This window comes from Limnoraphis robusta CS-951 (genome assembly GCF_000972705.2).
This window is the reverse complement of record NZ_LATL02000332.1, coordinates 63,119-85,495: the sequence shown is the minus strand read 5'-3', so window position 1 is coordinate 85,495 and position 22,377 is coordinate 63,119. Positions and strand designations below refer to the sequence as shown.

Below are 22,377 nucleotides of genomic sequence, written 5' to 3'. Positions count from 1 at the left end.
GGGTTTTAGTTGGTGGTCTGTTGGATCGTCAATTTTCAAAGAAACAAACCATCTTCCACTCGGGTCTAATTTGACCGTTATTGTTGAGGGTGTACAACCAGTAGGAAGTTGACGACTCCATCGAATTGGCAAGGGTTCAAAACACTTAGCAATGTAGACTTGACCCTCTTTAAACTTAAAGGCCGACTTGGTAAATTCGGCACTGCCACCGTTACGTTTTCTCTTGAAGTTTGGGTATTTCGCCCGACCAGCAAAGAAGTTACTGAAAGCGGTTTGTAAGTGCCTTAAACTCTGTTGAAGCGGAACACAACTGACCTCATTTAAGAAGTCTAATTCCTCCTCTTTCTTCCAGTTTGTCAACATCGAAGAAGTCTGAGAATAGCCAACTCGTTCAAAACGTTCATACCACGCCTCAGTACGTGCTGCCAGTGCCTTATTGTACACTAACCTTACGCATCCCAGTGTTCTCCTCAACAGGTTTTCCTGTTCAAGAGTAGGGTAAAAACGGTAGCGATAGGCTTTCTCAGTCATGCCTCATAGTTTAACATATGTCTTGTGAAGACGTTAAACTTATTGAATAAAGCCGTCGGGTAAAAACGGTAGCGATAGGCTTTCTCAGTCATGCCTCATAGTTTAACATATGTCTTGTGAAGACGTTAAACTTATTGAATAAAGCCGTCAATCACGGACGGGGTTTCAGACCCAAAACTTTCGATGATAGGAATCAATCCTAATTCGTCTGATGGAGTCTGGAACCATGAACCCCCTGTTTATCCGGTCTAGCTTGGCTTTTTGATTTTAGAACCATTGCTGCTCACCGACTCTTCTGGGGCTTCTTGGTTGTCTTCGCCTTGAACCGAACTATTGCTGGGTAATTCCAGACAGTAACCAGCCCCGTATACTGTTTTGATATAGCGGGGATGGCGGGGATCGGGTTCCATTTTGGTTCTCAGGTGTCGAATATGCACTCGGATGGTTTCGATATCGTCATCGGGATCATAACCCCAGACTTCTTTGAGAATTTCACTGGGCGCAACGGTTTGACCATGACGCTGAAGTAAGCAGTGCAGCAGTTCAAATTCCAGGTGAGTCAGTTTAACGGTTTTTTCAAACCAAATGGCTTCAAACCGTTCAGGAACGAGAGTCAGAACGCCATAACTGAGGATTTCGCTGTGTTTAGCGGCTTGGGGAATGCGATCGGTTCGACGCAGTAGGGCGCGAACTCGGGCCAGCATTTCTTCGAGTTCAAAGGGTTTGGTGAGGTAATCATCGGCGCCTGAGTTGAAGCCTTCGACTTTGTTTTGGGTTTGTCCCAAGGCGGTGAGCATGACGATGGGGATATCTGCTGTGCGTTCATCTCGTCGGAGACGCTGACAAACGGTAAACCCATCGACTCGGGGTAACATCAAGTCGAGAATGATCAAATCGGGTAACAGTTGTAGGGCTAGGGCTTGTCCTTTTATGCCATCTTCTGCTTGGCTGACTTCGTAGCCCGCCATTTCTAAGTTGATGGCTACAAGTTCTGCGATCGCTGGATCATCATCAATAACTAATATCCGAGGCATCATTTATAAGTTTACAGTGGCTACGATGGACAGTTGGAGCAGCTTGCGATTGGTATTGGCTAGTGATTTCCCTGTTTGGGAGCGGCTACCGGATTTACCCCTTTTTGTCAAGCTTCTATAATTTATTCTAAAGTTTAGCTAAGAACTATGGTTTCATGTAAAGTCAAGTGTACCGACTCTACAGCAGATTAGCAAGTAAAACACAGGGAACAGGCGCGAATTGCAACAGGCAAAAACTGCTCACAGTTGACTCCCCCACTTTTTGAGATCGGTGAGGGAGTCAATTGTTATGGGTTGTTGTCAGGAAAGCTTGACTCGGTTGAGTCTCGACCCGCTCACAGAGAACCTCTACGGCGACGGTAATCAGAAAGATATTGTTCGAGCATACCAAATTGATTAAGATTAACGCTGTAGTAGACCCATCGGCCTTCTTGACGGGCGCGAACGAGCGAAGCCTCTCTTAACGCTTTCAGGTGAAACGATAGTTTAGACTGGCTGACATGAAGTTGTTCGCAAAGTTCACAGACGCAGTATTCCCTCTGTTGCAGCAATTCTAAAACTCGAACTCGCAAAGGGTCAGATAAAGCATGAAAGCCTGATGCAACCTCAAAGGGCGAAGTTAGAGAAGTTGTGAGCATCAATTTTTTTTTGTTAACGTCAAGAGCTTTTTCTGAGCTGAAGTCTAAGACCACAGCTAGGACAATAAACGGCAGAGTCAGTTTGCAGATAATGCAATCTGTCCTGCTATCAATTGAGTTATGTCTGTGGAAGGTTACTCCCTAGCCGCAGAAATTTAATAACTATTTTTAGTATAAATTTTTATCAGGTTTTTGATCAAGAGCAACTTTTACTTTTTCTCAAAATATCAATGAAACTCATCCAAGTTTTTCACATCCTAAGTGACAAAAATTACACCCTGTCGGTTTTCAGATGTCTAGGTCAATTCTTGCTTGATTAAAAATCAATCTTAAGATAGACTCAAACAGATCAACTTGATGTGAAGGAAGTCCTATATCCCCCCTGGGTGGATCATTTTGGATCAAGAGCAACTTTTACTTTTTCTCAAAATATCAATGAAACTCATCCAAGTTTTTCACATCCTAAGTGACAAAAATTACACCCTGTCGGTTTTCAGATGTCTAGGTCAATTCTTGCTTGATTAAAAATCAATCTTAAGATAGACTCAAACAGATCAACTTGATGTGAAGGAAGTCCTATATCCCCCCTGGGTGGATCATTTTGTCACAAGTTTTTCACATTATAGTCGGATTTAGAGGTGATCAATCGAGAGTTAATCGCTAAACTTTCTGGAAATAATTTAATTAGAACCAATTTTTGTTTGAGAAGGTCTTACTGAGCCTCTAGAATGATAATTCTGATTAAGTTAAACTTTGAAGATCACGAGTTCAACAGAGAATCAACTCCGTTATACAATAACAAATTAAGTTGAGTAGAAGGGATTATTGGTTGAGGATTAGGGGATGAAGTCGCTAACGAGACTTTTTTATAAAAAATAAGCACGAGAATTATCTTTGTATACCCGTGCTTAGATTCAATTTGAGAAAACGAATGTTGCTCAAAAATATTAACGCCGACTCGACAGTGACATCATAACCTGCAACACATACCAGAACAGCAAAGCAACAGAAGCAAACAGTTCTAACGAAGCAGCGACATAATGCTGAGTCGAATAGTGGCGCATGATTTTGGAGGTATCATACAAAATCGCCGCCGAAGCAAAGGCAACCATGACGACAGAGAACAGAAGACCCAACGTGAAGCCGAAAAGAATGCTACACAAGATTAAACCCAGGGCCACGAAGCCGCCTATTTTCAGAATTCCACCCAAAAAGGTAAAATCCGTTTTTGTGGTCAAAGCAACCGTCGTTAAGCCGCCAAACAGCAACAGCGTTAGAATAGCCGCCGTCGGCAGAACACTGGGGTCAGAAAAATAAACCGCAAGATAAAGTAAAGGTGCAAAAATCAACGCCTGTGCGACGACATAAATTCCTAAACCCGCGTATTGAGTCTCAACAGAATCGGCTTTTGCGGTTAAACTTCTGGAAAACCAACCCAGAAGTGAAAAAGCACCCAAAATGAGCAACCAGCTAAATCGACTGGCAAACACAAAACTCGCTAATGCTTGAGCTATCCCCGTTTGAAAGAGTAGAATCTCAACGAGAACAAAGGAACCCACGGCTCCGGCTAAGTGTATATAAGTCTGCTGAATAAACTTAGCTCGTTCACTCGGTCGAGACTGAGCAACAGTAACCATATGGCTTCTCCTGAAAGGTTGTAAAGAAAAAGTTAGCTATTATTTCCAAGGGTAACACTACAGTTCAATTCCTGAAGAGGCAGAGATTGAGCTAGGGTACAAGCCCTTTCTACTGGATGTCACGAGTATTGCTAACGCTTAGGACAACTATAGGCTGTCGATGAATCAATGGAAGGCTTGGATAAAAAAACTGATTTTTCATCTTAATAAACTCCAAAAAATGGTTAATTTTTGATATTACGGCTTTAGACTGGATGTGACTTTTCTTTATTTTGTTCATTGTTAATGACTATGCCCATAAAAATTGAACAGGCGACTCGCATTGAAGCGGCGGGAAATAAACCTAAACAGATTGATGAATATATCGGTCGGGTGAATTCTCAGACAGAAGCGGTGAGTATCGCTCATATGCACTCTCCGATGGGTTGGATGGAACCCGGTCAGCGTCCAGAGTTTGATGAATTTACGATGGTTTTAAAAGGAATGCTACGGGTTGAATATGAAGGCGGTGAGATGGATATTTATGCAGGACAAGCTGTGATTGCGGCTAAAGGGGAATGGGTGCGTTATAGTAGTCCGACTGAGGAAGGGGCGGAATATATAGCTGTTTGTTTGCCTGCATTTTCTCCTAGTTTAGTGCATCGAGATTCTGAATAAATTCCTACTCCTGGGTGATTCTAAAATCACCTGTTTGGGTGAAGAAAAGAAGGGTTGAGTGGGGCGATAGTAAAGCTAATAACAAAGCTAAAAACTCAGAGGGAATGGGTGCGTTATAGTAGTCCGACTGAGGAAGGGGCGGAATATATAGCTGTTTGTTTGCCTGCATTTTCTCCTAGTTTAGTGCATCGAGATTCTGAATAAATTCCTACTCCTGGGTGATTCTAAAATCACCTGTTTGGGTGAAGAAAAGAAGGGTTGAGTGGGGCGATAGTAAAGCTAATAACAAAGCTAAAAACTCAGAAAATCGGATATCTAGAACTAGATAACGGTTTAAGGTTCCACTCAATTCAGATTGGCAATACTTATGATGAACTATCAGACTTCACCCCGTTGTCTCAAACAGAGTAGTCTGGAATTGCTACAAGAATATAAGCAGTTTCCTTGTCAATCTATTCGGAATCAAATTGTTCAACTGAATAGGGGTTTGGTTCGCAAAGAAGTACATCACTGGATTAAACAATGTTCGGAAAGTTATGATGATTTACTTCAAGTTGGATGTATTGGACTTATTCAAGCGATTGAACGGTTTGATTTAACAAAAGGTTGTGCGTTTAGTTCTTTTGCTGTTCCTTATATTCGAGGGGAAATTTTACATTATTTACGGGACAAAAGTTCGTTAATTAGAGTTCCGCGTCATTATTTAAAGTTGAAGCGTCAAGGGTCAAAAGTGGTTGCTCAATTGCAGGAAAAACTACACCGAAAACCAACAGATTTAGAAATTGCTAATACTTTGGGGATTTCTGTTGAGCAGTGGAATCAGGTTAAATTAGCTGAAAAAAATAGTTCTGTGTTGAGTCATTATTTACGGGACAAAAGTTCGTTAATTAGAGTTCCGCGTCATTATTTAAAGTTGAAGCGTCAAGGGTCAAAAGTGGTTGCTCAATTGCAGGAAAAACTACACCGAAAACCAACAGATTTAGAAATTGCTAATACTTTGGGGATTTCTGTTGAGCAGTGGAATCAGGTTAAATTAGCTGAAAAAAATAGTTCTGTGTTGAGTTTGGATGCGACTTTCAATGATGAATTTGAGGATCAAAAGAGCTTAGTTGAATTGATTGTTGATCCGAATTATAACGATTTCAAGACGGCTCATGAAGACAAAATAGATTTGGAGATGGCTTTATTGAAGTTAAAAGAAAAAAATCGATATATTTTAGAATTAGTTTTCTTTAAAAATCTCACTTACAAAGAAGTTGCCAAACATTTAGGAATTAGTATGATTACGGTTCATCGTCGCATTAAACAAAGTTTGAAAGATTTAAAAGTCATGCTCACAAGTTGGGAAACTTTGGTTTGATGCGCCTAGAGTATTCAGAGTCTAAAAATTGAATCTTTATTCTTTATAAAAAGAACCCCTGCTACCAAAAACAGGAGTTTGAGTTGGGATTAAATTCCAGCTAAAATATGCTTTCTTCCAATCAATTATCGAGCCGGAACCCCAATAAATCCGTCGTCGGGTTCATTCTCAATAGGATTATTGGGAGAATTCGTCACTCCCTCATTATTAATCTGAGGATTCGGAGAAGTCAAATCTTGATTCTCCATGTCATTCATTTCCGTTGTTACTCCTCGATTTGTGTCTGGAGAATTTCTCTGTAGTTCATTGGAGTTATCACCCCCGTTTAGGGGTTGAGAAGGAGAGTTTCTCTGTTGATTAGGATTAATATTCGGACTGGTTCCAGGACGATTTGTAGGACTGGTTCCGGGACGATTTGTAGGACTGGTTCCGGGACGATTTGTAGGACTGGTTCCGGGACGATTTGTAGGACTGGTTCCAGGACGATTTGTAGGACTGGTTCCGGGATTAGTTGTAGGAACTTCTCCAGGATTAGTTGTAGGAACTTCTCCAGGATTAGTTGTAGGAACTTCTCCAGGATTAGTTGTAGGAACTTCTCCGGGATTAGTTGTAGGAACTTCTCCGGGATTAGTTGTAGGAACTTCTCCAGGATTAGTTGTAGGAACTTCTCCGGGATTAATTGTACCTTGAGTGATTAATACTCCATCTTGAAATCGCTCAAAGCTAGAGTTAATTTTAGTTGATTCTGCTAAAGCAGATTGAGCAATCAGGGGTGTAAGACCAGCAACAGCAGTTAAAGCAACAATTTTAGCGTTTACTAAATTTTTCAGGTTAAACATTTTCTGATCTCCTAGCTAACAAGCCTGTTCACAAACAACGTAAATATCATTGTGCTAGACTGTGATTGCTTGTACATCTGTTACAAGAAAGATATCTTTAGATAGATCAAAAAATACCGTTCAGCCTGAGAATTTTAAAATCAAAATTTAGAGCAAAAACTCTATCTATTGATTGTCAATTTTTAGAAAGTGTTTTATTTTTTTGTATAAGGGAAAATTAACATAGAGGAAACCGATTGTGACTTCAACAGTATCATCCACAGAGCGAGTGCTAGTTACGGGTTCAACAGGTGGAGTGGGTCAACTTACCGTCGCCAAACTTTTAGAAAAAGGATTTTCGGTGAGGGTTTTAACTCGCAATGCTCAAAAGGCAGAGAAAATGTTTGAAAATCAAGTAGAGGTTGTTGTCGGAGATATTTGCAACCCCTCTAGTTTGTCTGCGGCGACCGAGAATATCTCTGATATTATTTGTTGTACCGGAACGACTGCATTTCCCTCAACCAAATGGGATTTTAACACGTTACAACAGTCAACGGGACAGGAAAGTTGGGTAGAATGGCTGAAAATTTATTTTGATGCTGAGTATCGCCGCAAAAACGCCAATAATAGCCCTGAACAAGTGGATGCTCAAGGGGTGAGTAACCTAGTTGCTGCTGCACCTAAAACCCTCAAACGCTTTGTGTTTGTGTCTTCCTGTGGTGTCCTGCGAAAAGACCAATTTCCCTATAGTCTTCTCAATGCTTTTGGGGTGTTGGATGCCAAGCAGAAGGGCGAGGAAGCGATAATTCGTTCAGGACTCCCTTACACCATTATTCGACCCGGACGGCTAACAGATGGCCCCTATACGTCCTATGACCTGAACACATTGCTTAAAGCGACGACAGGCGGAAAGTTAGGGGTTGAGGTGGGGGTTGGGGATAAACTTACGGGCCAAACGAGTCGAATTGATGTGGCGGCTGCTTGTGTGGAATGTCTGGATATTCCTGAAACCGTAGGTCAAATTTTTGAACTGGTGAATACAGGCGTTAAACCGGAGAATGGGGTGAATTGGAAAGTGCTGTTATCGAACCTCGGTTAAGTCAAGAGGGTGTCATGTAGGGGCGGGTTCCGAGTAAATTTATCCTGTCCCGCAGACAACTGATATAAACCCCGCCCCGGAGTTAGGGTAGTAGTGTTGGTTGACGAACCTTAACCCCTAACCCCTAAACCCTGTTCACTGTTCCCTAATAACTGGTAATGGGTGACTGGTAATGAGTGACGCCTATCACAGCCGTTTAGCTGTTCAGTTCACTCGATTTCTACCGATATTCTCACCGAACCCTCAGAAGACAAGTCACTTCGCGAATTTGAAAAACAGGCGATTATAAAAACATCGAGTTCAACATTCACCCCATGCCTCAAGTTAACCTACTTCCCGGAGCCATCAACGAAATCATCGCCTCTGTCGCTGACAGCCGAAGCCTCACCCAAACTGACCGTTACGGGTTGATGGCGGCGATGTTGGATGAATCTTTGAACGAAGACGAACGTCGTTCAATTGACAGACTGTTGCGCTCTGTGGTCAGAGGCCGGGTGCAAATTACCGCTTAAATTGTTGCCACCAACTTAGTCTACTTAACTTAACCCCTGCACCATGAACTCGATAACAATAGTGCGGGGGTTATTTTTTTGATTGAAAAACTCAATGATTCACGAACGGTTAATTGTGCTTTACGGTATTAACGGATTTTTGTTCTGCACTGCTGAATTAACCGTTTTCTCAATTCTTTTTAACCGAGTTTCTGCACGTTTAGCACTATCAATCCAAAAGAGAATATTCTTCTTGGATGTATTACTCAATGCCTGAAAATTCTGGTTAGCAGTTTCATTGGTTTCTAGAGCCTGTTTGAGATCCAGGGGAATCATCAAGGCTTCAATTTGATCTAACTTCGTCCAAGATCCGTTTTGTTTTGCCGCATTAATCTTTTCAAGACCTGCCTGAGTCATTAATCCTTGTTCAATGATTTCTTCTATATATTGCTTATTTAATTTTGACCAGACGCTTTTGGGTTTTCTCGGTGTGAAAATTTGCATATAACGTTCGGAGTCTATCGATTTGACTTTACTATCGATCCAGCCAAAACAGAGGGCTTCTTTAACGGCTTCGCTATATCGAATACTGGGTTTACTACTTTTTACTTTGTAGTAAACTAACCAGACACCTTCTGAGGTACAATGATTTTTTTCTAACCATTCTCGCCAGACTTGGCGATCGCTAGCATAAATTGTTTCAAGTTGATCATCAAATTTTGACATGACAGTAAAGAGTCGAAATGCCGAGTCATAACATTATAATGGTTAGGATTGAAACAACTCCTGTTAATCAAATGAGGGATGTATGTTCTCTGATGACTCGACTAAAGACAGTCTATCTAAATATAGATACCAATCAACCTATTGATTGCCTACAATGCAAGAGATCATTATACCAGGATGAGATTTGCCAGTTGAGAGAATGTCTTGATCGCAGATGATTACCCTATGGAAAATCCGTAAAAGATCATTTCCTGCTGAAAATTAACGTTTTCTAATCCACTTTAATTCCTAAAAAAACATGGAAACTTACGATGTAATTATTATCGGGGCTGGTCACAATGGTTTAACTTGTGCCGCTTATTTATTAAAAGCCGGATACAGTGTTTTACTGCTAGAAAAACGCTCAGTTCCTGGGGGTGCAGCGACGACAGAGGAAGTCATCCCGGAAGAAGCACCGGGCTTTAAATTTAACCTCTGTGCCATTGATCATGAGTTTATTCACCTGAGTCCAGTTGTTCAAGAACTAGAACTGCATAAATATGGCTTAGAATATCTCTTTTGTGATCCGATTGTCTTTTGTCCTCATCCTGATGGGAAATATTTTTTAGCCCACAAATCTGTTGAACAAACCTGTGCAGAAATTGCCCGTTATTCTCCAGCAGATGCTGAACGTTATCGAATTTTTGTTGATTTCTGGCATCGGTTTATTAGTGCAGCAATTCCGATGTTTAATGCGCCGCCAAAATCTATTATTGATATTGCCCGAAATTACGATTCTCACAAGTTTAAAGACTTATGGTCGATCATTAATTCAGTTGAGAAAAGCTTGGATTTTGTTCGCACCATGTTAAGCAGTGCTGAGGATATTTTAAATGAGTGGTTTGACTCGGAATTTCTGAAAGCACCTCTGGCACGTTTAGCCTCAGAATTAGGCGCCCCTCCTTCTCAAAAAAATCTGGCGGTGGGTGCGATGATGATGACGATGCGACATGATCCTGGTATGGCTAGACCGAAAGGTGGAACGGGTGCTTTAGTCCAGGCTTTAGTGAATTTGGTTAAAGCAAAAGGCGGTGTTATTTTAACGGAACAAACGGTTAAAAAGGTATTGGTTGATGATGGCCGTGCTGTGGGAATTCAGGTGGAAAACGGCACAGAATATCGCGCCACAAAAGGCATTATTTCTAATATTGATGCGAAACGTTTGTTCTTGCAATGTATGGATGAAGCTGATGTGGATGCGGCTGATCCAAACTTGCGTCAACGCTTAGAACGTCGTATTGTGAATAATAACGAAACAATCCTCAAAATTGATTGTGCATTATCCGAACCGTTACGCTTTGAACACCACAATCATAAAGATGAATACTTAATTGGTTCGGTGTTAATTGCGGACTCTTTTAAACAGGTAGAAATTGCTCATCACGACTGTTCTTTGGGTAAAATTCCTGATTCTGATCCGTCGATGTATGCGGTGGTTCCAACGATGCTTGATCCCACAATGGCGCCGGATGGAAAACATACCCTTTGGATCGAATTTTTCGCACCTTATCAAATAGAGGGTGCTGAAGGAACGGGTTTAAATGGGACGGGATGGACGGATGAATTGAAAAATAAAGTTGCAGATCGGGTGTTAGATAAATTAGCAGATTATGCTCCCAATCTCAAGCGTTCAATGATTGCTCGACGAGTCGAAAGTCCGGCTGAACTTGGGGAACGTTTAGGCGCTTACAAGGGGAATTATTATCATATTGATATGACCTTAGAACAGATGATTTTCTTCCGTCCTTTACCCGAATTAGCCAATTATCGCACCCCCATTAAGGGATTATATCTCAGTGGGGCGGGAACTCATCCAGGTGGTTCAATATCAGGAATGCCGGGACGAAATTGTGCGCGAGTGTTTATTTCTGCTCAACAACCGTTCTATCACATCTTAACTGAAGCTGGACAGTCTTTTCAATCCTTGACAAAATCTGTTTTAGGAATTGTTTAGTTAAAAATGAATAAAAACCCGGTTTCTTAAAAATGATGCCCCAATAAAAACCCGGTTTCTTCGAGAAACCGGGTTTTTTGAGTGGAAACCGGGTTGTTTAACTGTTTATTTCGGGATACAAACATTGCGTAAAACGGTAAATGGGGTAATTTCTCTGAGGTGTTGTAGTTCTTCTTCTGTTTTCACTAACATCGCCCCACAACAGCCCAAAGAATTCACTAAAATTCCTTCAAAACTTTCTTTAACTCTTGGAATTAATAACATCCATTCTCGTGTTATAATTAAATTGTAAGCACCCGATTGTTTTCCCGTCATGCCTTTTTCTCCCTGTAAACCGACTTTTTTTAACAGGTTATAATAAAACTCTAAAGTCGTGACTGCGGCTTCTTCGGGAGAACGAACTAAAAGCGGATCAAGGCGAATTAAACCATGAATAAAAGGCAGTTGGGGACAGTTGCCAATTGCGCCTAAAAATTGCGCTGAATTAATAGCAGGTTCAATGGGAACTTTCACGCCATTGGGAACAAGTGGAAGCGGAACAAGTTGCAGATGTTTGTGTCGTTGACTCGCCCCCGCATCGGCACCTCCGTTGTAAAATACCAATCCATCAATTTCGGCTAAAGCTATCCATAAAGCCTGAAAATCTTGCAGGGTTAATAAATTTTCTTGTTCTTCAAATTCTCGTGTTACAATTAACAGATGATGATCAAGGACATTATATTTATTCAGCAAACCTAAATGAGTCGGAGATAAATCAGCAACGAATAAATCTTTTTCATAGGGAAGAAACGGGTTAAAGGGTTTTCCAGACGTTTCAGATTTTTGCTCTTGTTGTTGTTTGGCTTGCTCTTTTCGTGCTAAATTAGAGACAATTCGCACAAAGAACAAAATGCCATCCTGTTCGATAAACTGATATTCAGTGGGGATAGACTGAAGCGCACCACATTGAAGTGCAAATCGGGTTTGTTCCTGAGTCCGTTTCCAGAGTGTACCGGGTTCCAACATCATCGAACTCTTTTCACTAAACGACAACAATAATACTAAATCTATTATCTCCTAAATTTGCTGCTGTCTTGCTAAGATCCGATGAATTTTACTTCCCCAAATCAAGTTTATCCTTTAAGTATCGCGCCGATGATGGATCGCACCGATCGCCATTTTCGGTATTTCATGCGCCAAATGACTCGACGGACATTATTGTACACTGAAATGGTGACGTCTGCGGCGATTATACATGGCGATCGCAACAAACTTTTAGGCTTTTCTCCAGAAGAAAAACCCCTCGTTTTACAAGTCGGAGGAGATCAACCCCAAGAGTTAGCCATCTGTGCAGAAATTGCCGAAGATATGGGTTATGATCAGGTGAATTTGAATGTGGGATGTCCGAGTTCACGGGTACTGGATGGCAATTTTGGCGCTTGTTTGATGGCGCAACCTCAACGAGTTGCTGAAGCGGTTTCTAAGATGCAAAGCCGAGTCAAAATTCCGGTAACAGTTAAACATCGTATTGGGATAGATGATCGCGATCGCTATGAAGATATGGCGAATTTTGTGCAAATTGTTTCTGCATCGGGTTGTCAACAGTTTACGGTTCATGCGCGGAAAGCTTGGTTGCAAGGGTTAAGTCCCAAAGAAAACCGAGATATTCCCCCTTTACGTTATGAAGATGTGCATCGGTTGAAACAAGAATTTCCCCATTTGTTGATTGAAATTAATGGCGGGTTGACAACATTTTCTCAAGTTCACGAACAGTTAAAATCTGTAGATGCGGTGATGATCGGACGTGCGGCTTATGATCATCCTTATTTATTTGCAACGGCTGATCAAGAATTTTATGGCGAAGAAACGACTCCTTTAACTCGTCATCAAGTGGTTGAAGCGATGTTTCCTTATTTAGAATATTGGCTGAGTCGAGGCGTTAAATTAAATAGTATAATGCGTCATGTTTTACAACTGTTTACCGGACAACCGGGAACAAAAGCTTGGAAACGCTATCTGAGTGAAAATGGTTATCTCCCTGGTGCGGGAATAGAAGTGGTGCGAGAAGCATTAACTCAAGTTATTAACTTGTAGATAGTTGCTTTGTAGGTTGGGTTGAGGAACGAAACCCAACACAGCCCATAAAAAATTGGTGCTTTGTAGGTTGGGTTGAGGAACGAAACCCAACATAAAAAATCAAACAATGATTGGTTTGAGTTGGGTTGCGCTACTGCTTAACCCAACCTACAATCGGGTGATCTAACGGCTACTCAACAGCTACGATCACATTACTCGCTTTGATAACTGCGTAGGCTTCTTTCCCTTCGGCAATCCCTAATGCTTCAGCAGAATCTTTAGTAATGATAGAAACCACTTCAACGCCGGGAGCAACTTCAATCACAACTTCTGTATTGACTGCTCCTGCGTGTACAGCTTTAACGGTTCCTTTTAGGGAATTTCTTGCGCTAATTTTCATGGATTCACCCTCTTTGGTTGTAAAGGTTTGGTTTGTTTGTTCTTAATGTCTAAACATTCCGTTCAAGAATAAGACTATAACACAAAATCGAGAGAGATCAAACCTTAATTTTTTTAGGTTTGACTCGACAAAAAAAAGGGAGAAGTACCCTTCCCCCCGCTTAAAATGGTCAAATTGTCAATCTAAAATGTTATGAATTCTCCATGAAAGCTTGAGAACTATTCCGACTATTTCAAAGCCGCTAATACCGTATCGTGAATAATGCCATTGCTAACAATTACACCCTGATTTTCCATCATTTTCGGTTTAGAAGCAAAATCAAGCGGTTTACCATACATATCTGTAACGCGCCCACCTGCTTCTTCAACAACGATCGCACCTGCGGCATGATCCCAAATATTCTCGCGGTAGTCGGGAGACTTGGGAGAGGGAAGCCGCAAATACAACGCAGCCTGTCCTGAAGCCACCGCCCCGTATTTGGCTTGAGAGTCCATGCGGATCGAAGGCGCTGTAATTCCCACAGCTTGGGCGATCGCATTTTGTCGATCCTGATCTCCGTGAGAAGATTCCACACTTTCGACAAAGCGCAGATTTGCGGTATCATCGGCTTTAACCACATGAATCGGAGTGGGTTCTGCGGTCGCAAAGGGCATCATTATCGCCCCTTCCCCCCGAACCGCCATAAACAACATCCCGGGTTTGTGATCTTTGACGGGATAGGCGGGACAAGCCATCACCCCTACTTTCACTTCCCCATCTTCAATCAGTGCCAAAGCGATCGCATATTGATCTTGTCGCAAAAAGCCTTTCGTCCCATCAATCGGATCTAATGTCCAAAAGCGTTGTCCGACTTGACCATTACCGCGATCAATCCAAGTGATCACCTGTTCGGATGTAGCATCTGCAATCTCACCTTTAACATATTCAGTGACTTTTGCCAAATTATGCGCCATTTCGGGTTTTCGTAATTCTGTCGCGTCCTCTTCTCCAACAATGGGATCATGGGAAAAGACTTCACTGATGGCTTTACAAATAATCGCCTGTGAACCTAAGTCCGCTACCGTAACGGGGCTTTTATCGCCTTTTTCCATCGCGGGGGGAATCGCCTGACGCACTTGTTCACACAATTTGGCGGCGGATAACGTGGCTTCAATTGCAACTTGCTTTTCGCGATCGTAGGACATTTATAGACTCCTGCTGCTCTCCATATCGAGTATAGCCGCAGTCGGATGGGTAATGTCTACTTATTCGGAGTCTCAAAAGTTTGGGACTACCCAGATAAATTGTTTAAAAGTTGACCTAAACTAAAGATATAGAATGGATTTTATGAGTGAGAAACGACAAATGGATTTATGTGAATTAAAGTCTTTTCTTGGAGATCCTGCTTATGAAGATGAGGATGTATTAATTTATCAGGGTGATTGTTTAAAGTTAATAAATCACCTACCTGCCGAGTGTTTGCGTTTAACCGTAACCTCTCCTCCTTATAATATCGGTAAAGAGTATGAATCGGTATTACCTGTAGAAGATTATATTACATGGATAGCCGAATGGGTAAGTCAAGTATATCGTTGCACATCACCGGATGGAACCTTTTGGTTAAATCTTGGATATCTATCACTTCCGAATACAGCGAAAGCCATTCCTATTCCTTATCTCATTTGGGATAAAATTCCCTTTTTTTTAATCCAAGAAATTGTCTGGAACTATAGTGCTGGTGTAGCTGGAAGATTATTTTTTTCTCCGAGAAATGAAAAGTTTCTCTGGTATGTTAAAGATGATCATAATTATACATTTAATTTGGATGATGTGCGAGATCCCAATGTTAAATATCCCCATCAAAAGAAAAACGGTAAACTGAAATGTAATACTAAAGGTAAAAATCCTACAGATGTCTGGAAAATACCTAAAGTAACATCTGGAAAAAATCGTAGTTCCAAAGAAAGAACTCCTCATCCAGCTCAATTTCCAATTCAGCTTGTTAGCCGTATTATTTTAGCAAGTAGTAACCCTGGAGATATTGTTTTTGATCCTTTTCTGGGTTCAGGTTCTACAGCAGAAGCAGCTATTCGTAATGGTCGAAAAACAGTTGGTTTTGAGATTAATAATTTATATATCGATCTAGCAATAGAGCGGATCAAAAGAATTCGTTATGAACTGGAGAATCAAGTTGAACAGAAAAGTTTATTTGAGCTACTTACGGACTCATTTTCAGGGTAACTAACTTTAAACTTGCTACCTTTGCGCCAATGGATGCTTGTTGTCCTGTTGGTTTATTTTGACCGACCCAATCTTCATCATCAATCCAGCCAAAACGAATTTTCCAGATTTTTCGCTGCAAATCATCCTCTTTAGGGAGTTTGTAGTTAATAATCAGATAATATCCAGTTCGATACTTCAAGCGATTCTCTGAACGATGACCTGTACTTCTATTTCCATAAAAGCTACTTTTGCTAGAAGAGGTTTTCACTTCAAAAGAATAGCGGTCATTAAAAGTACAAACGATATCTTTTTCATGTTTAGCTTGACTTCCTCTCCAACCGGAATTTTGATGAGCTAGACGGACTGCAATCAAACGTTCTAATATAATTCCTATAGCTTGAGCAGGTAAAAATATATCTCGACCTATTTGTAATCTAAAATCACCAAAACTCGAAGAATACAGATCTTTCCATGCCTCCTCAACTGTAGAGATTAAAACTTCACTAGAAAGCGGAAATTCATCAATAACTTGTCTTGTTATTGCCATCCAGTCGCTTTCTGGATGTCCTATATACGGAGATGTTAGCAACTAATCAACTCCCTCTAAAAGTTTGCTTGCAGAGACACCAAGAGCATGAGCTAAAGCGACAATATTATCCAAACTGACATTCCGCTCACCTCGCTCTATTGCACCAACATAGGTTCGATGTAGATCGGCTTTTTCTGCAAGTTGCTCCTGTGAAAGTCCTTGCTTGATGCGAAGTTGTCTAATATTGCTCCCTAACTTTTTTCTTGGCTGATGATTCATTCAGCGATCATCTAGCCCCTGATCGACAAAAGTCTACAGACTATAAGTAGCAATCTGGACAGAGACTAAATTAAATGAAGTTTATTGATATGAAGCAGGCCTAATATACACTAGGATCAGGATGCCTAAAATTTGTTAGAATATACATCTTTGTCAACTGAAATATTTTCTGGAGACTCAATGACAATCAAGCGATTTATCTTAGGAATTCTGACCTTACTGACCATTATACTGGTGGGTGCTTCATTAATCGATAGTATCACTCAACCGCAAATTCAAAGCCGTCTGGAACTCTATCAAACCAATCTGATTCTTCATGCAACAGAATGGCAAGCCGATCCAGAGTTTCAACAAGATTTTAGCACCTTAAAAAATAATCTGATTGGTGAAAATGCCTCAACATCTGCCCTCAAACAATACAAGGAGGTGCAGTCGGGGGCAAAAGACAATCTAGAAACAGTTAAAACCCTAGAATCGCCTTCTCAATCTGCTGAACAGTTACAACAATTGATCGATGAATTAACAATCCGCATCGGCATTTTACAAGCCGAACAAGGTGAAACTGAAGAAGCGTTAAACACTTGGCAGACGTTGATTCCAACCAGTCAATCTCTACCCAACTCTCAAAAACAGCTTGAACTCGCTAAAGTTTTACGGGGAATTTGGAGTGAGCCAGCCCGAATTTTTCCCGAGACTGAATTAACGATTAAAAATAATTTAGAGGGATGGTTTAGTTATCAGGCTTTGTCTCGACTTTATCAACTCCAAGAACGCACAGAAGATTTACAAATCCTTCAAGCAAAAGAACAAGAACTTGCTGAAGAAGCGGTTGTTAAACTCACCGTTATTAGTGCAATTCCGGGAATCGGGTTATTTGTCGGTGTGATTTTGTTGATTGTCTTAGGGGTTCAATTCCTATTGAAAGGAAAAGATTCTATTCTCGCTCAAAATACTGATGTTACTTGGTTAACGCCTTGGGATACAGAAACGCTGATTCAAGTTTTTGTGGTGGGGTTTTTCTTGGTTGGACAACTGGTGATTCCCATCATATTTAGTTTGGGTTTTCAGTTTCTTAATATCAATCCTGCCAGTTTTGATGTTCGCAGTAAAGCGTTTTATGTCTGGGCAAATTATGGCTTTTTGATGCTGGGTGGATTATCGGTTTTGTATTTCTCTTTGAAACCTTTTTTCCCCTTACCCGAAGGATGGTTTAATATTGACTGGAAAAAAGGCTGGTTTTTCTGGGGGTTGGGAGGTTATGTTACTGCACTTCCTTTAGTGATTTTAGTCTCTTTAATTAACCAACAACTTTGGTATGGGCAGGGGGGAAGTAATCCGCTTTTATCCATAGCCTTAGAAAATCGAGATCCGGTTGCTTTGATTATCTTTTTTGTGACGGCTTCTATTGCGGCACCTGTGTTTGAAGAGATTATGTTTCGCGGGTTTTTACTCCCTTCTTTGACTCGATATATGCCGCTTGGAGGTGCGATTTTACTGAGTAGTTTATTCTTTGCGATCGCTCATATGAATATCTCGGAAGTCATTCCGTTAATGACTCTGGGAATTGTTTTAGGAGTTGTGTATACGCGATCGCGGAATTTGTTATCGTCTATGTTGTTGCATTGTTTGTGGAATAGCGGAACATTATTAAGTTTATATGTTCTTGGAAGCGGTTCTGCCTAACAGAAATATTACCGAAAGGAAAAAAGGGTTTAATCACTAATCTCCGGTTATTCGAGAGACAAACGTAGGATACAAGATTTTGTAAAGAAATGATAATTGTTTAACATTGTTCACTTTTTGTATCATCGTTTTTTGTTCAATTTCGTTACAATAGAAAATGAAGCTTTTCAAGTCAGTTGAAACAATTCAAGCTGAATTAGAAACGCTTTCACAGCAGTTTTTCGTGATCTAACCTATGGAATATTACTTCACAGCTTTCACCATTTTTTTCTTTCTCGCCTCCTATGGCTATAGCTTTCTCATCGTTAAATTGGCGAAACAACGAGGCGAAGAATTTCTCTTTTTTGGAATGTTAGGCGGTTTATTTGTATTTATGGCATTCTGTGCGGCTGCGGTTCCTTTTCTGCACTGGGTTTATGATTAATAAAAACTCAGCGTAAATGTCACAACATTACAACTTTCACTCTTTTCGCACGGGGAATGTCAATTTACCCGTTCTCTTATTTTTACATGGATTTCTGGGAAATGGCAATGATTTTAATACGGTCATTTCCCCCTTATCTAAAAGCTTTGATTGTATAGCCGTTGATCTACCGGGACATGGAAAAACTAAAGTTAACAGTGGAGATGATTTTTACAGCCTCTCAAACACAGCTAAAGGCTTAATAGATTGGTTAGAAGAATTACAGATTAAACAGTGTTTTCTCGTCGGTTATTCGATGGGAGGAAGGTTAGCACTTTATCTGGCTTTATATTATCCTCAATATTTTAACAAAGTTGTTTTAGAATCAGCTTCTCCGGGATTAAAAACCGAAAAAGAGCGAAGTCAACGTTATTTATCGGATTTACAATTAGCAGAAAAACTCGAACAGCAAGACTTACAAAGTTTTTTAAAAAATTGGTACAATCAGCCGTTATTTAAAACGTTTAAAAATCATCCCAACTTTAACACAATTTTAGCACGGCGTCTGCAAAATAATCCAACAGAGTTAGCCAAATCTCTAGGAATGATGGGAACAGGAAATCAACCCTCACTCTGGGATAAACTTTCAGAGACGAAAGTTCCGCTTTTATTGTTGGTTGGAGAGTTGGATGAAAAGTTTATTAAAATTAATCAAGAAATGGCGAATTTATGTTCGACTGCAAAGCTTGAAATTATTCCCAACTGCGGTCATAATATTCATGTAGAAAATCCCCAACAGTGGGTTAAACTGGTGCAAGAGTTTTTAGTCGAGAGTTAATGGTTTATCAGTTTAACTTTTCTCCCTATTGTCGCAAGTTCAAACACCCTTTAAAAACTCATCACGGAACTTGGAAAACCCGTGAGGGAATTATTATTCGTCTCACAAACGAACAGGGAAAAATCGCTTGGGGTGAAATTGCACCTTTGAGTTGGTTTGGTTCGGAAACGTTACAACAAGCGTTAGAATTTTGTCAGCAACTTCCCCAAACGTTAACGTTAGAAGATATTCTCGAAATTCCAGATAACCTTCCTGCTTGTCAGTTTGGGTTTGAGTCAGCTTTGACCTATCCAAAAACCCGGTTTCTCAAAGAAACCGGGTTTTTAAGAGAACTGAAATTCAGTGGACTTTTACCGTCAGGAAACGCTGGATTACCAGTCTTTAAAACCCTTTTAAATCAAGGTTTTAGAACGTTTAAATGGAAAATCGCGGTTCATCCGATTTCTGAAGAACTGCAAATCTTTAAACAGTTAACTCAACTCATTTTAGAGACAATAAACTCAGAAAGAGAAAAGCAAGAAATTATCTATTTGCGGTTAGATGCGAATGGGGGATTGAGTTGGGAGGAAGCGAATCAATGGTTATCCGTTTGTGATGAAATAAAATCTGATATTCTCAAAATTGAATATCTAGAACAACCCTTATCTGTTGATCAGTTTGCTGAAATGTTGGCGTTAAATAAACAATATTCTACTCCTATTGCGTTAGATGAATCTGTCGCTAACCTTAAACAAATTAAAGACTGTTATCAACGGGGTTGGCGGGGAATTTTTGTGATTAAACCTGCTATTGTGGGTTCTCCGCGAAAACTGCGAAAATTGTGTCTTGAAAATTCAATTGATGCGGTATTTTCATCCGTCTTTGAAACCCCAGTGGGAAGACAAGCGGCTTTGAATTTAGCCTCTCAACTCTCTGATCCTAAACGAGCGGTGGGTTTTGGAATTGGACATTGGTTTCAGGAAAATGATCAAAGTTGGTGGTGTGAATTGAGTTCAACTTTCTGATAAAGTGAGAGACAGCAATATTCGAGAAAAAACGAGCGTGGTATCTTTTCAAGTTAAAAGCAGTTCATCAACTGATGTTAAAAATTATTTAAATTTGAGAACCGATGATTGGTTAATCGGATATAATTGTTCTGAGTTTAATAAAATCTATCAACATCGCTTTCAAGAACTAACTGAATTTATCAACGCTCAGGGAGTTCATCCCAAAATTATCCTCGCCGAACCCGAACCGACAGTTTTTTTAGCAACGTTTCTAGCCGCAGTTGTCACTAAATGTCCGATTTTTTTATGCAATCCCAACTGGGTAAAAGCGGAGTGGGAACAGGTTTTTAAAATCGTTCATCCCGATGTGATTTTCGGCAATTTAGAGGAGTTTAACCCCTCCTATATTCAGACAAATTCTGTTATTTCAACTCCTCACGCTTCCATTATGATTCCCACTGGGGGTTCATCGGGAAATATTCGATTTGTGATTCATACTTGGGAAACGTTAACGGCTTCGGTGCAAGGATTCCAACAGTATTTTAACATAAAACAGGTCAATTCTTTCTGCACTTTACCTTTATATCATGTTAGTGGATTAATGCAATTTATGCGTTCTTTCACAACAGGCGGAACGTTAGCAATTTTTCCGTTTAAAACGCTGGAAAGGGGAAAATTCCCAGAAATTAATCCTTCAGAATTTTTTATTTCTCTGGTTCCTACCCAACTCCAACGCCTTTTAAATCATTCTCAAACAACTCGTTGGCTGTCGCAATTTCAGACGGTTTTGTTAGGGGGTGCGCCTGCTTGGTTAGAATTATTACAACAGGCGAGACGGCATCAAATTCGACTCGCTCCCACCTACGGAATGACGGAAACAGCCGCTCAAATTGCGACCCTCAAACCCGAGGATTTTTTAGCAGGAAATAACAGCTATGGTCAAGTTTTACCCCATGCTAAAATAACAGTATACAGTGAAAATAATCAAGAATTAGGTGTCAATTTACTGGGAATTTTAACAATAGACGCAAACTCTTTGGCTTTAGGATATTATGGTCAAAGTGACAAGGCAAAATCTGGGCTGAAAACTCTCAAATCTGATGATTTAGGTTATTTGGATGAACAGGGATATTTAACAATTGTCGGACGCAATAGCTATAAAATTATTACTGGGGGTGAAAATGTTTATCCGGCGGAAGTAGAAGCAGCAATTCGTTCAACAGGTTTGGTAGCGGATGTCGGCGTTATTGGTTTACCAGATAGTCATTGGGGACAGGTAGTAACAGCGATTTATGTTCCTAATATTCCCGATGTTTCTATCTCGAATTTGCAGATAGCATTACATGAAAAACTGAGCAAGTTTAAACAGCCTAAACATTGGGTAGCTGTCGATGTTTTACCTCGAAACCTTCAAGGAAAACTCAACTTTAAACAGTTAGAAGAACTTGCTGAAACGTTTCTCAATCGTTCAAGTGTTTAACTACCTTACAAATCAAAGTGGTACAATGGCAATACCGTTTGATAAAGATAAGCCGGAAAAAATGAATGCCAAAGATTATCCATTTGCACAAGAATTAATTACTGATACTCAAGGTCACATCCAGAAAGTTGTCATTAGCTTTTCGGACTATGAACGTTTAATTGAAATGCTTGAAGATGAAGGACTCTATCGAGCTATGATGGAAGTTAAAGATGAAACGCCTTTAAATTTTGAGGAAGCATTAGCAGAACTAGAGCAGGAATGAAAACTGAATATCTTCCGACATTTATTAAGGAGCTGAAATCTTTGAAAAGCACACCCGTTTATACGACGATTAAAAATCTAACCTTTTCTGAGATTCCAGCCTGTCAAAACTTTGGGGATATCAACAATATTAAAAAATTAAAAGGAGAAGACAATGCCTATCGAATTCGGGTCGGTGATTATAGAATAGGCTTTTTTCTGAAAGGCGATACTATCACTTTCTGCCGAGTTCTTCATAGACGAGAATTTTATCGTTACTTTCCTTGAGTTTTCA

General features: G+C 40.3%; 25 protein-coding genes. 14 read left to right on the top strand and 11 right to left on the bottom strand.

The annotated features are described in order from the left end of the window. From WN50_RS28100 to WN50_RS28085, 4 genes are all read right to left on the bottom strand, one after another. A partial coding sequence (locus WN50_RS28100) for an RNA-guided endonuclease InsQ/TnpB family protein (protein ID WP_049561416.1) occupies positions 1 to 531 on the bottom strand: 531 nt, incomplete at its 3' end. Between the two features lie 248 nt (positions 532 to 779). Next, the gene (locus WN50_RS28095) at positions 780 to 1,565 is read right to left on the bottom strand and encodes a response regulator transcription factor (protein WP_046282368.1); all 786 of its coding nucleotides are present in this window, start codon (positions 1,563 to 1,565) and stop codon (positions 780 to 782) included. A 335-nt stretch (positions 1,566 to 1,900) separates the two neighbouring features. Continuing rightward, positions 1,901 to 2,203 (bottom strand): ArsR/SmtB family transcription factor, encoded by a 303-nt coding sequence (locus tag WN50_RS28090; RefSeq protein WP_046282367.1) that lies wholly within the window; start codon positions 2,201 to 2,203, stop codon positions 1,901 to 1,903. Between the two features lie 947 nt (positions 2,204 to 3,150). Continuing rightward, positions 3,151 to 3,840, bottom strand: coding sequence for a Bax inhibitor-1/YccA family protein (locus WN50_RS28085; RefSeq protein WP_046282366.1), 690 nt, complete (start codon positions 3,838 to 3,840; stop codon positions 3,151 to 3,153). A gap of 285 nt (positions 3,841 to 4,125) precedes the next feature. Here WN50_RS28085 and WN50_RS28080 point away from each other — a divergent pair, with 285 nt between their 5' ends. Then, positions 4,126 to 4,497 (top strand): cupin domain-containing protein, encoded by a 372-nt coding sequence (locus WN50_RS28080; protein ID WP_235440796.1) that lies wholly within the window; start codon positions 4,126 to 4,128, stop codon positions 4,495 to 4,497. A 370-nt stretch (positions 4,498 to 4,867) separates the two neighbouring features. Continuing rightward, positions 4,868 to 5,857, top strand: coding sequence for a sigma-70 family RNA polymerase sigma factor (locus tag WN50_RS31200; RefSeq protein WP_053221611.1), 990 nt, complete (start codon positions 4,868 to 4,870; stop codon positions 5,855 to 5,857). 125 nt (positions 5,858 to 5,982) lie between these two features. Here the strand turns inward: WN50_RS31200 and WN50_RS33585 are convergent, their stop codons facing one another. Next, the gene (locus WN50_RS33585; protein ID WP_049557637.1) at positions 5,983 to 6,696 is read right to left on the bottom strand and encodes a hypothetical protein; all 714 of its coding nucleotides are present in this window, start codon (positions 6,694 to 6,696) and stop codon (positions 5,983 to 5,985) included. A 238-nt stretch (positions 6,697 to 6,934) separates the two neighbouring features. Between WN50_RS33585 and WN50_RS28065 the strand changes: the two genes are divergently transcribed. Continuing rightward, entirely contained in the window at positions 6,935 to 7,774 is an 840-nt protein-coding gene (locus WN50_RS28065; RefSeq protein ID WP_200906187.1) for an SDR family oxidoreductase, read from the top strand. Between the two features lie 314 nt (positions 7,775 to 8,088). Then, on the top strand, positions 8,089 to 8,286 hold the full coding sequence (locus WN50_RS28060; RefSeq protein ID WP_046276597.1) for a hypothetical protein: 198 nt from the start codon (positions 8,089 to 8,091) through the stop codon (positions 8,284 to 8,286). Positions 8,287 to 8,406: 120 nt separating this feature from the next. Here the strand turns inward: WN50_RS28060 and WN50_RS28055 are convergent, their stop codons facing one another. Beyond that, the gene (locus WN50_RS28055) at positions 8,407 to 8,991 is read right to left on the bottom strand and encodes a YdeI/OmpD-associated family protein (RefSeq protein WP_046276596.1); all 585 of its coding nucleotides are present in this window, start codon (positions 8,989 to 8,991) and stop codon (positions 8,407 to 8,409) included. Between the two features lie 298 nt (positions 8,992 to 9,289). Between WN50_RS28055 and crtO the strand changes: the two genes are divergently transcribed. After that, entirely contained in the window at positions 9,290 to 10,984 is a 1,695-nt protein-coding gene (gene crtO / locus WN50_RS28050; RefSeq protein WP_046276595.1) for a beta-carotene ketolase CrtO, read from the top strand. 105 nt (positions 10,985 to 11,089) lie between these two features. Here crtO and WN50_RS28045 read toward each other — a convergent pair whose 3' ends face one another. Continuing rightward, the gene (locus tag WN50_RS28045) at positions 11,090 to 11,989 is read right to left on the bottom strand and encodes an ATP adenylyltransferase family protein (protein WP_200906340.1); all 900 of its coding nucleotides are present in this window, start codon (positions 11,987 to 11,989) and stop codon (positions 11,090 to 11,092) included. Positions 11,990 to 12,070: 81 nt separating this feature from the next. Here WN50_RS28045 and dusA point away from each other — a divergent pair, with 81 nt between their 5' ends. Continuing rightward, positions 12,071 to 13,057 carry a tRNA dihydrouridine(20/20a) synthase DusA gene (gene dusA, locus WN50_RS28040; protein ID WP_046276593.1) on the top strand — a complete coding sequence of 329 codons (987 nt, stop codon included), beginning with the start codon at positions 12,071 to 12,073 and terminating at the stop codon, positions 13,055 to 13,057. Between the two features lie 172 nt (positions 13,058 to 13,229). Here dusA and WN50_RS28035 read toward each other — a convergent pair whose 3' ends face one another. Together WN50_RS28035 and WN50_RS28030 are read right to left on the bottom strand one after the other, a co-directional pair. Then, positions 13,230 to 13,439, bottom strand: a complete 210-nt coding sequence (locus WN50_RS28035; protein ID WP_046276592.1) for a TOBE domain-containing protein — start codon at positions 13,437 to 13,439, stop codon at positions 13,230 to 13,232. Between the two features lie 227 nt (positions 13,440 to 13,666). Continuing rightward, on the bottom strand, positions 13,667 to 14,623 hold the full coding sequence (locus WN50_RS28030) for a 3'(2'),5'-bisphosphate nucleotidase (protein WP_046276591.1): 957 nt from the start codon (positions 14,621 to 14,623) through the stop codon (positions 13,667 to 13,669). A 160-nt stretch (positions 14,624 to 14,783) separates the two neighbouring features. Between WN50_RS28030 and WN50_RS28025 the strand changes: the two genes are divergently transcribed. Next, complete coding sequence (locus WN50_RS28025) at positions 14,784 to 15,659, top strand: DNA-methyltransferase (protein WP_046276590.1); 876 nt, start codon at positions 14,784 to 14,786, stop codon at positions 15,657 to 15,659. Here WN50_RS28025 and WN50_RS28020 read toward each other — a convergent pair. Continuing rightward, positions 15,637 to 16,230 carry a ScaI family restriction endonuclease gene (locus WN50_RS28020; protein WP_152964904.1) on the bottom strand — a complete coding sequence of 198 codons (594 nt, stop codon included), beginning with the start codon at positions 16,228 to 16,230 and terminating at the stop codon, positions 15,637 to 15,639. The genes WN50_RS28025 and WN50_RS28020 overlap by 23 nt on opposite strands. Further along, positions 16,231 to 16,449: a helix-turn-helix domain-containing protein gene (locus WN50_RS28015; RefSeq protein WP_046276588.1), complete on the bottom strand. Its 219-nt coding sequence runs from the start codon at positions 16,447 to 16,449 to the stop codon at positions 16,231 to 16,233. A 180-nt stretch (positions 16,450 to 16,629) separates the two neighbouring features. Here WN50_RS28015 and WN50_RS28010 point away from each other — a divergent pair, with 180 nt between their 5' ends. The 7 genes from WN50_RS28010 to WN50_RS27980 all read left to right on the top strand — a co-directional run bounded on the left by WN50_RS28010 (position 16,630) and on the right by WN50_RS27980 (position 22,370). Further along, positions 16,630 to 18,132, top strand: a complete 1,503-nt coding sequence (locus tag WN50_RS28010; protein WP_046276587.1) for a type II CAAX endopeptidase family protein — start codon at positions 16,630 to 16,632, stop codon at positions 18,130 to 18,132. Between the two features lie 235 nt (positions 18,133 to 18,367). Continuing rightward, positions 18,368 to 18,556 carry a hypothetical protein gene (locus tag WN50_RS28005; RefSeq protein WP_046276586.1) on the top strand — a complete coding sequence of 63 codons (189 nt, stop codon included), beginning with the start codon at positions 18,368 to 18,370 and terminating at the stop codon, positions 18,554 to 18,556. A 16-nt stretch (positions 18,557 to 18,572) separates the two neighbouring features. Further along, the gene (gene menH / locus WN50_RS28000; protein ID WP_046276585.1) at positions 18,573 to 19,373 is read left to right on the top strand and encodes a 2-succinyl-6-hydroxy-2,4-cyclohexadiene-1-carboxylate synthase; all 801 of its coding nucleotides are present in this window, start codon (positions 18,573 to 18,575) and stop codon (positions 19,371 to 19,373) included. Continuing rightward, complete coding sequence (locus tag WN50_RS27995) at positions 19,373 to 20,377, top strand: o-succinylbenzoate synthase (RefSeq protein ID WP_046276584.1); 1,005 nt, start codon at positions 19,373 to 19,375, stop codon at positions 20,375 to 20,377. The genes menH and WN50_RS27995 overlap by 1 nt, the downstream gene beginning before the upstream one ends. 37 nt (positions 20,378 to 20,414) lie before the next feature. Next, positions 20,415 to 21,839, top strand: coding sequence for a 2-succinylbenzoate--CoA ligase (locus WN50_RS27990; protein WP_046276604.1), 1,425 nt, complete (start codon positions 20,415 to 20,417; stop codon positions 21,837 to 21,839). Then, complete coding sequence (locus WN50_RS27985; protein ID WP_235441156.1) at positions 21,832 to 22,104, top strand: hypothetical protein; 273 nt, start codon at positions 21,832 to 21,834, stop codon at positions 22,102 to 22,104. The genes WN50_RS27990 and WN50_RS27985 overlap by 8 nt, the downstream gene beginning before the upstream one ends. A 41-nt stretch (positions 22,105 to 22,145) precedes the next feature. Further along, the gene (locus WN50_RS27980; RefSeq protein ID WP_235441155.1) at positions 22,146 to 22,370 is read left to right on the top strand and encodes a type II toxin-antitoxin system RelE family toxin; all 225 of its coding nucleotides are present in this window, start codon (positions 22,146 to 22,148) and stop codon (positions 22,368 to 22,370) included. Positions 22,371 to 22,377 lie beyond the last annotated feature (7 nt).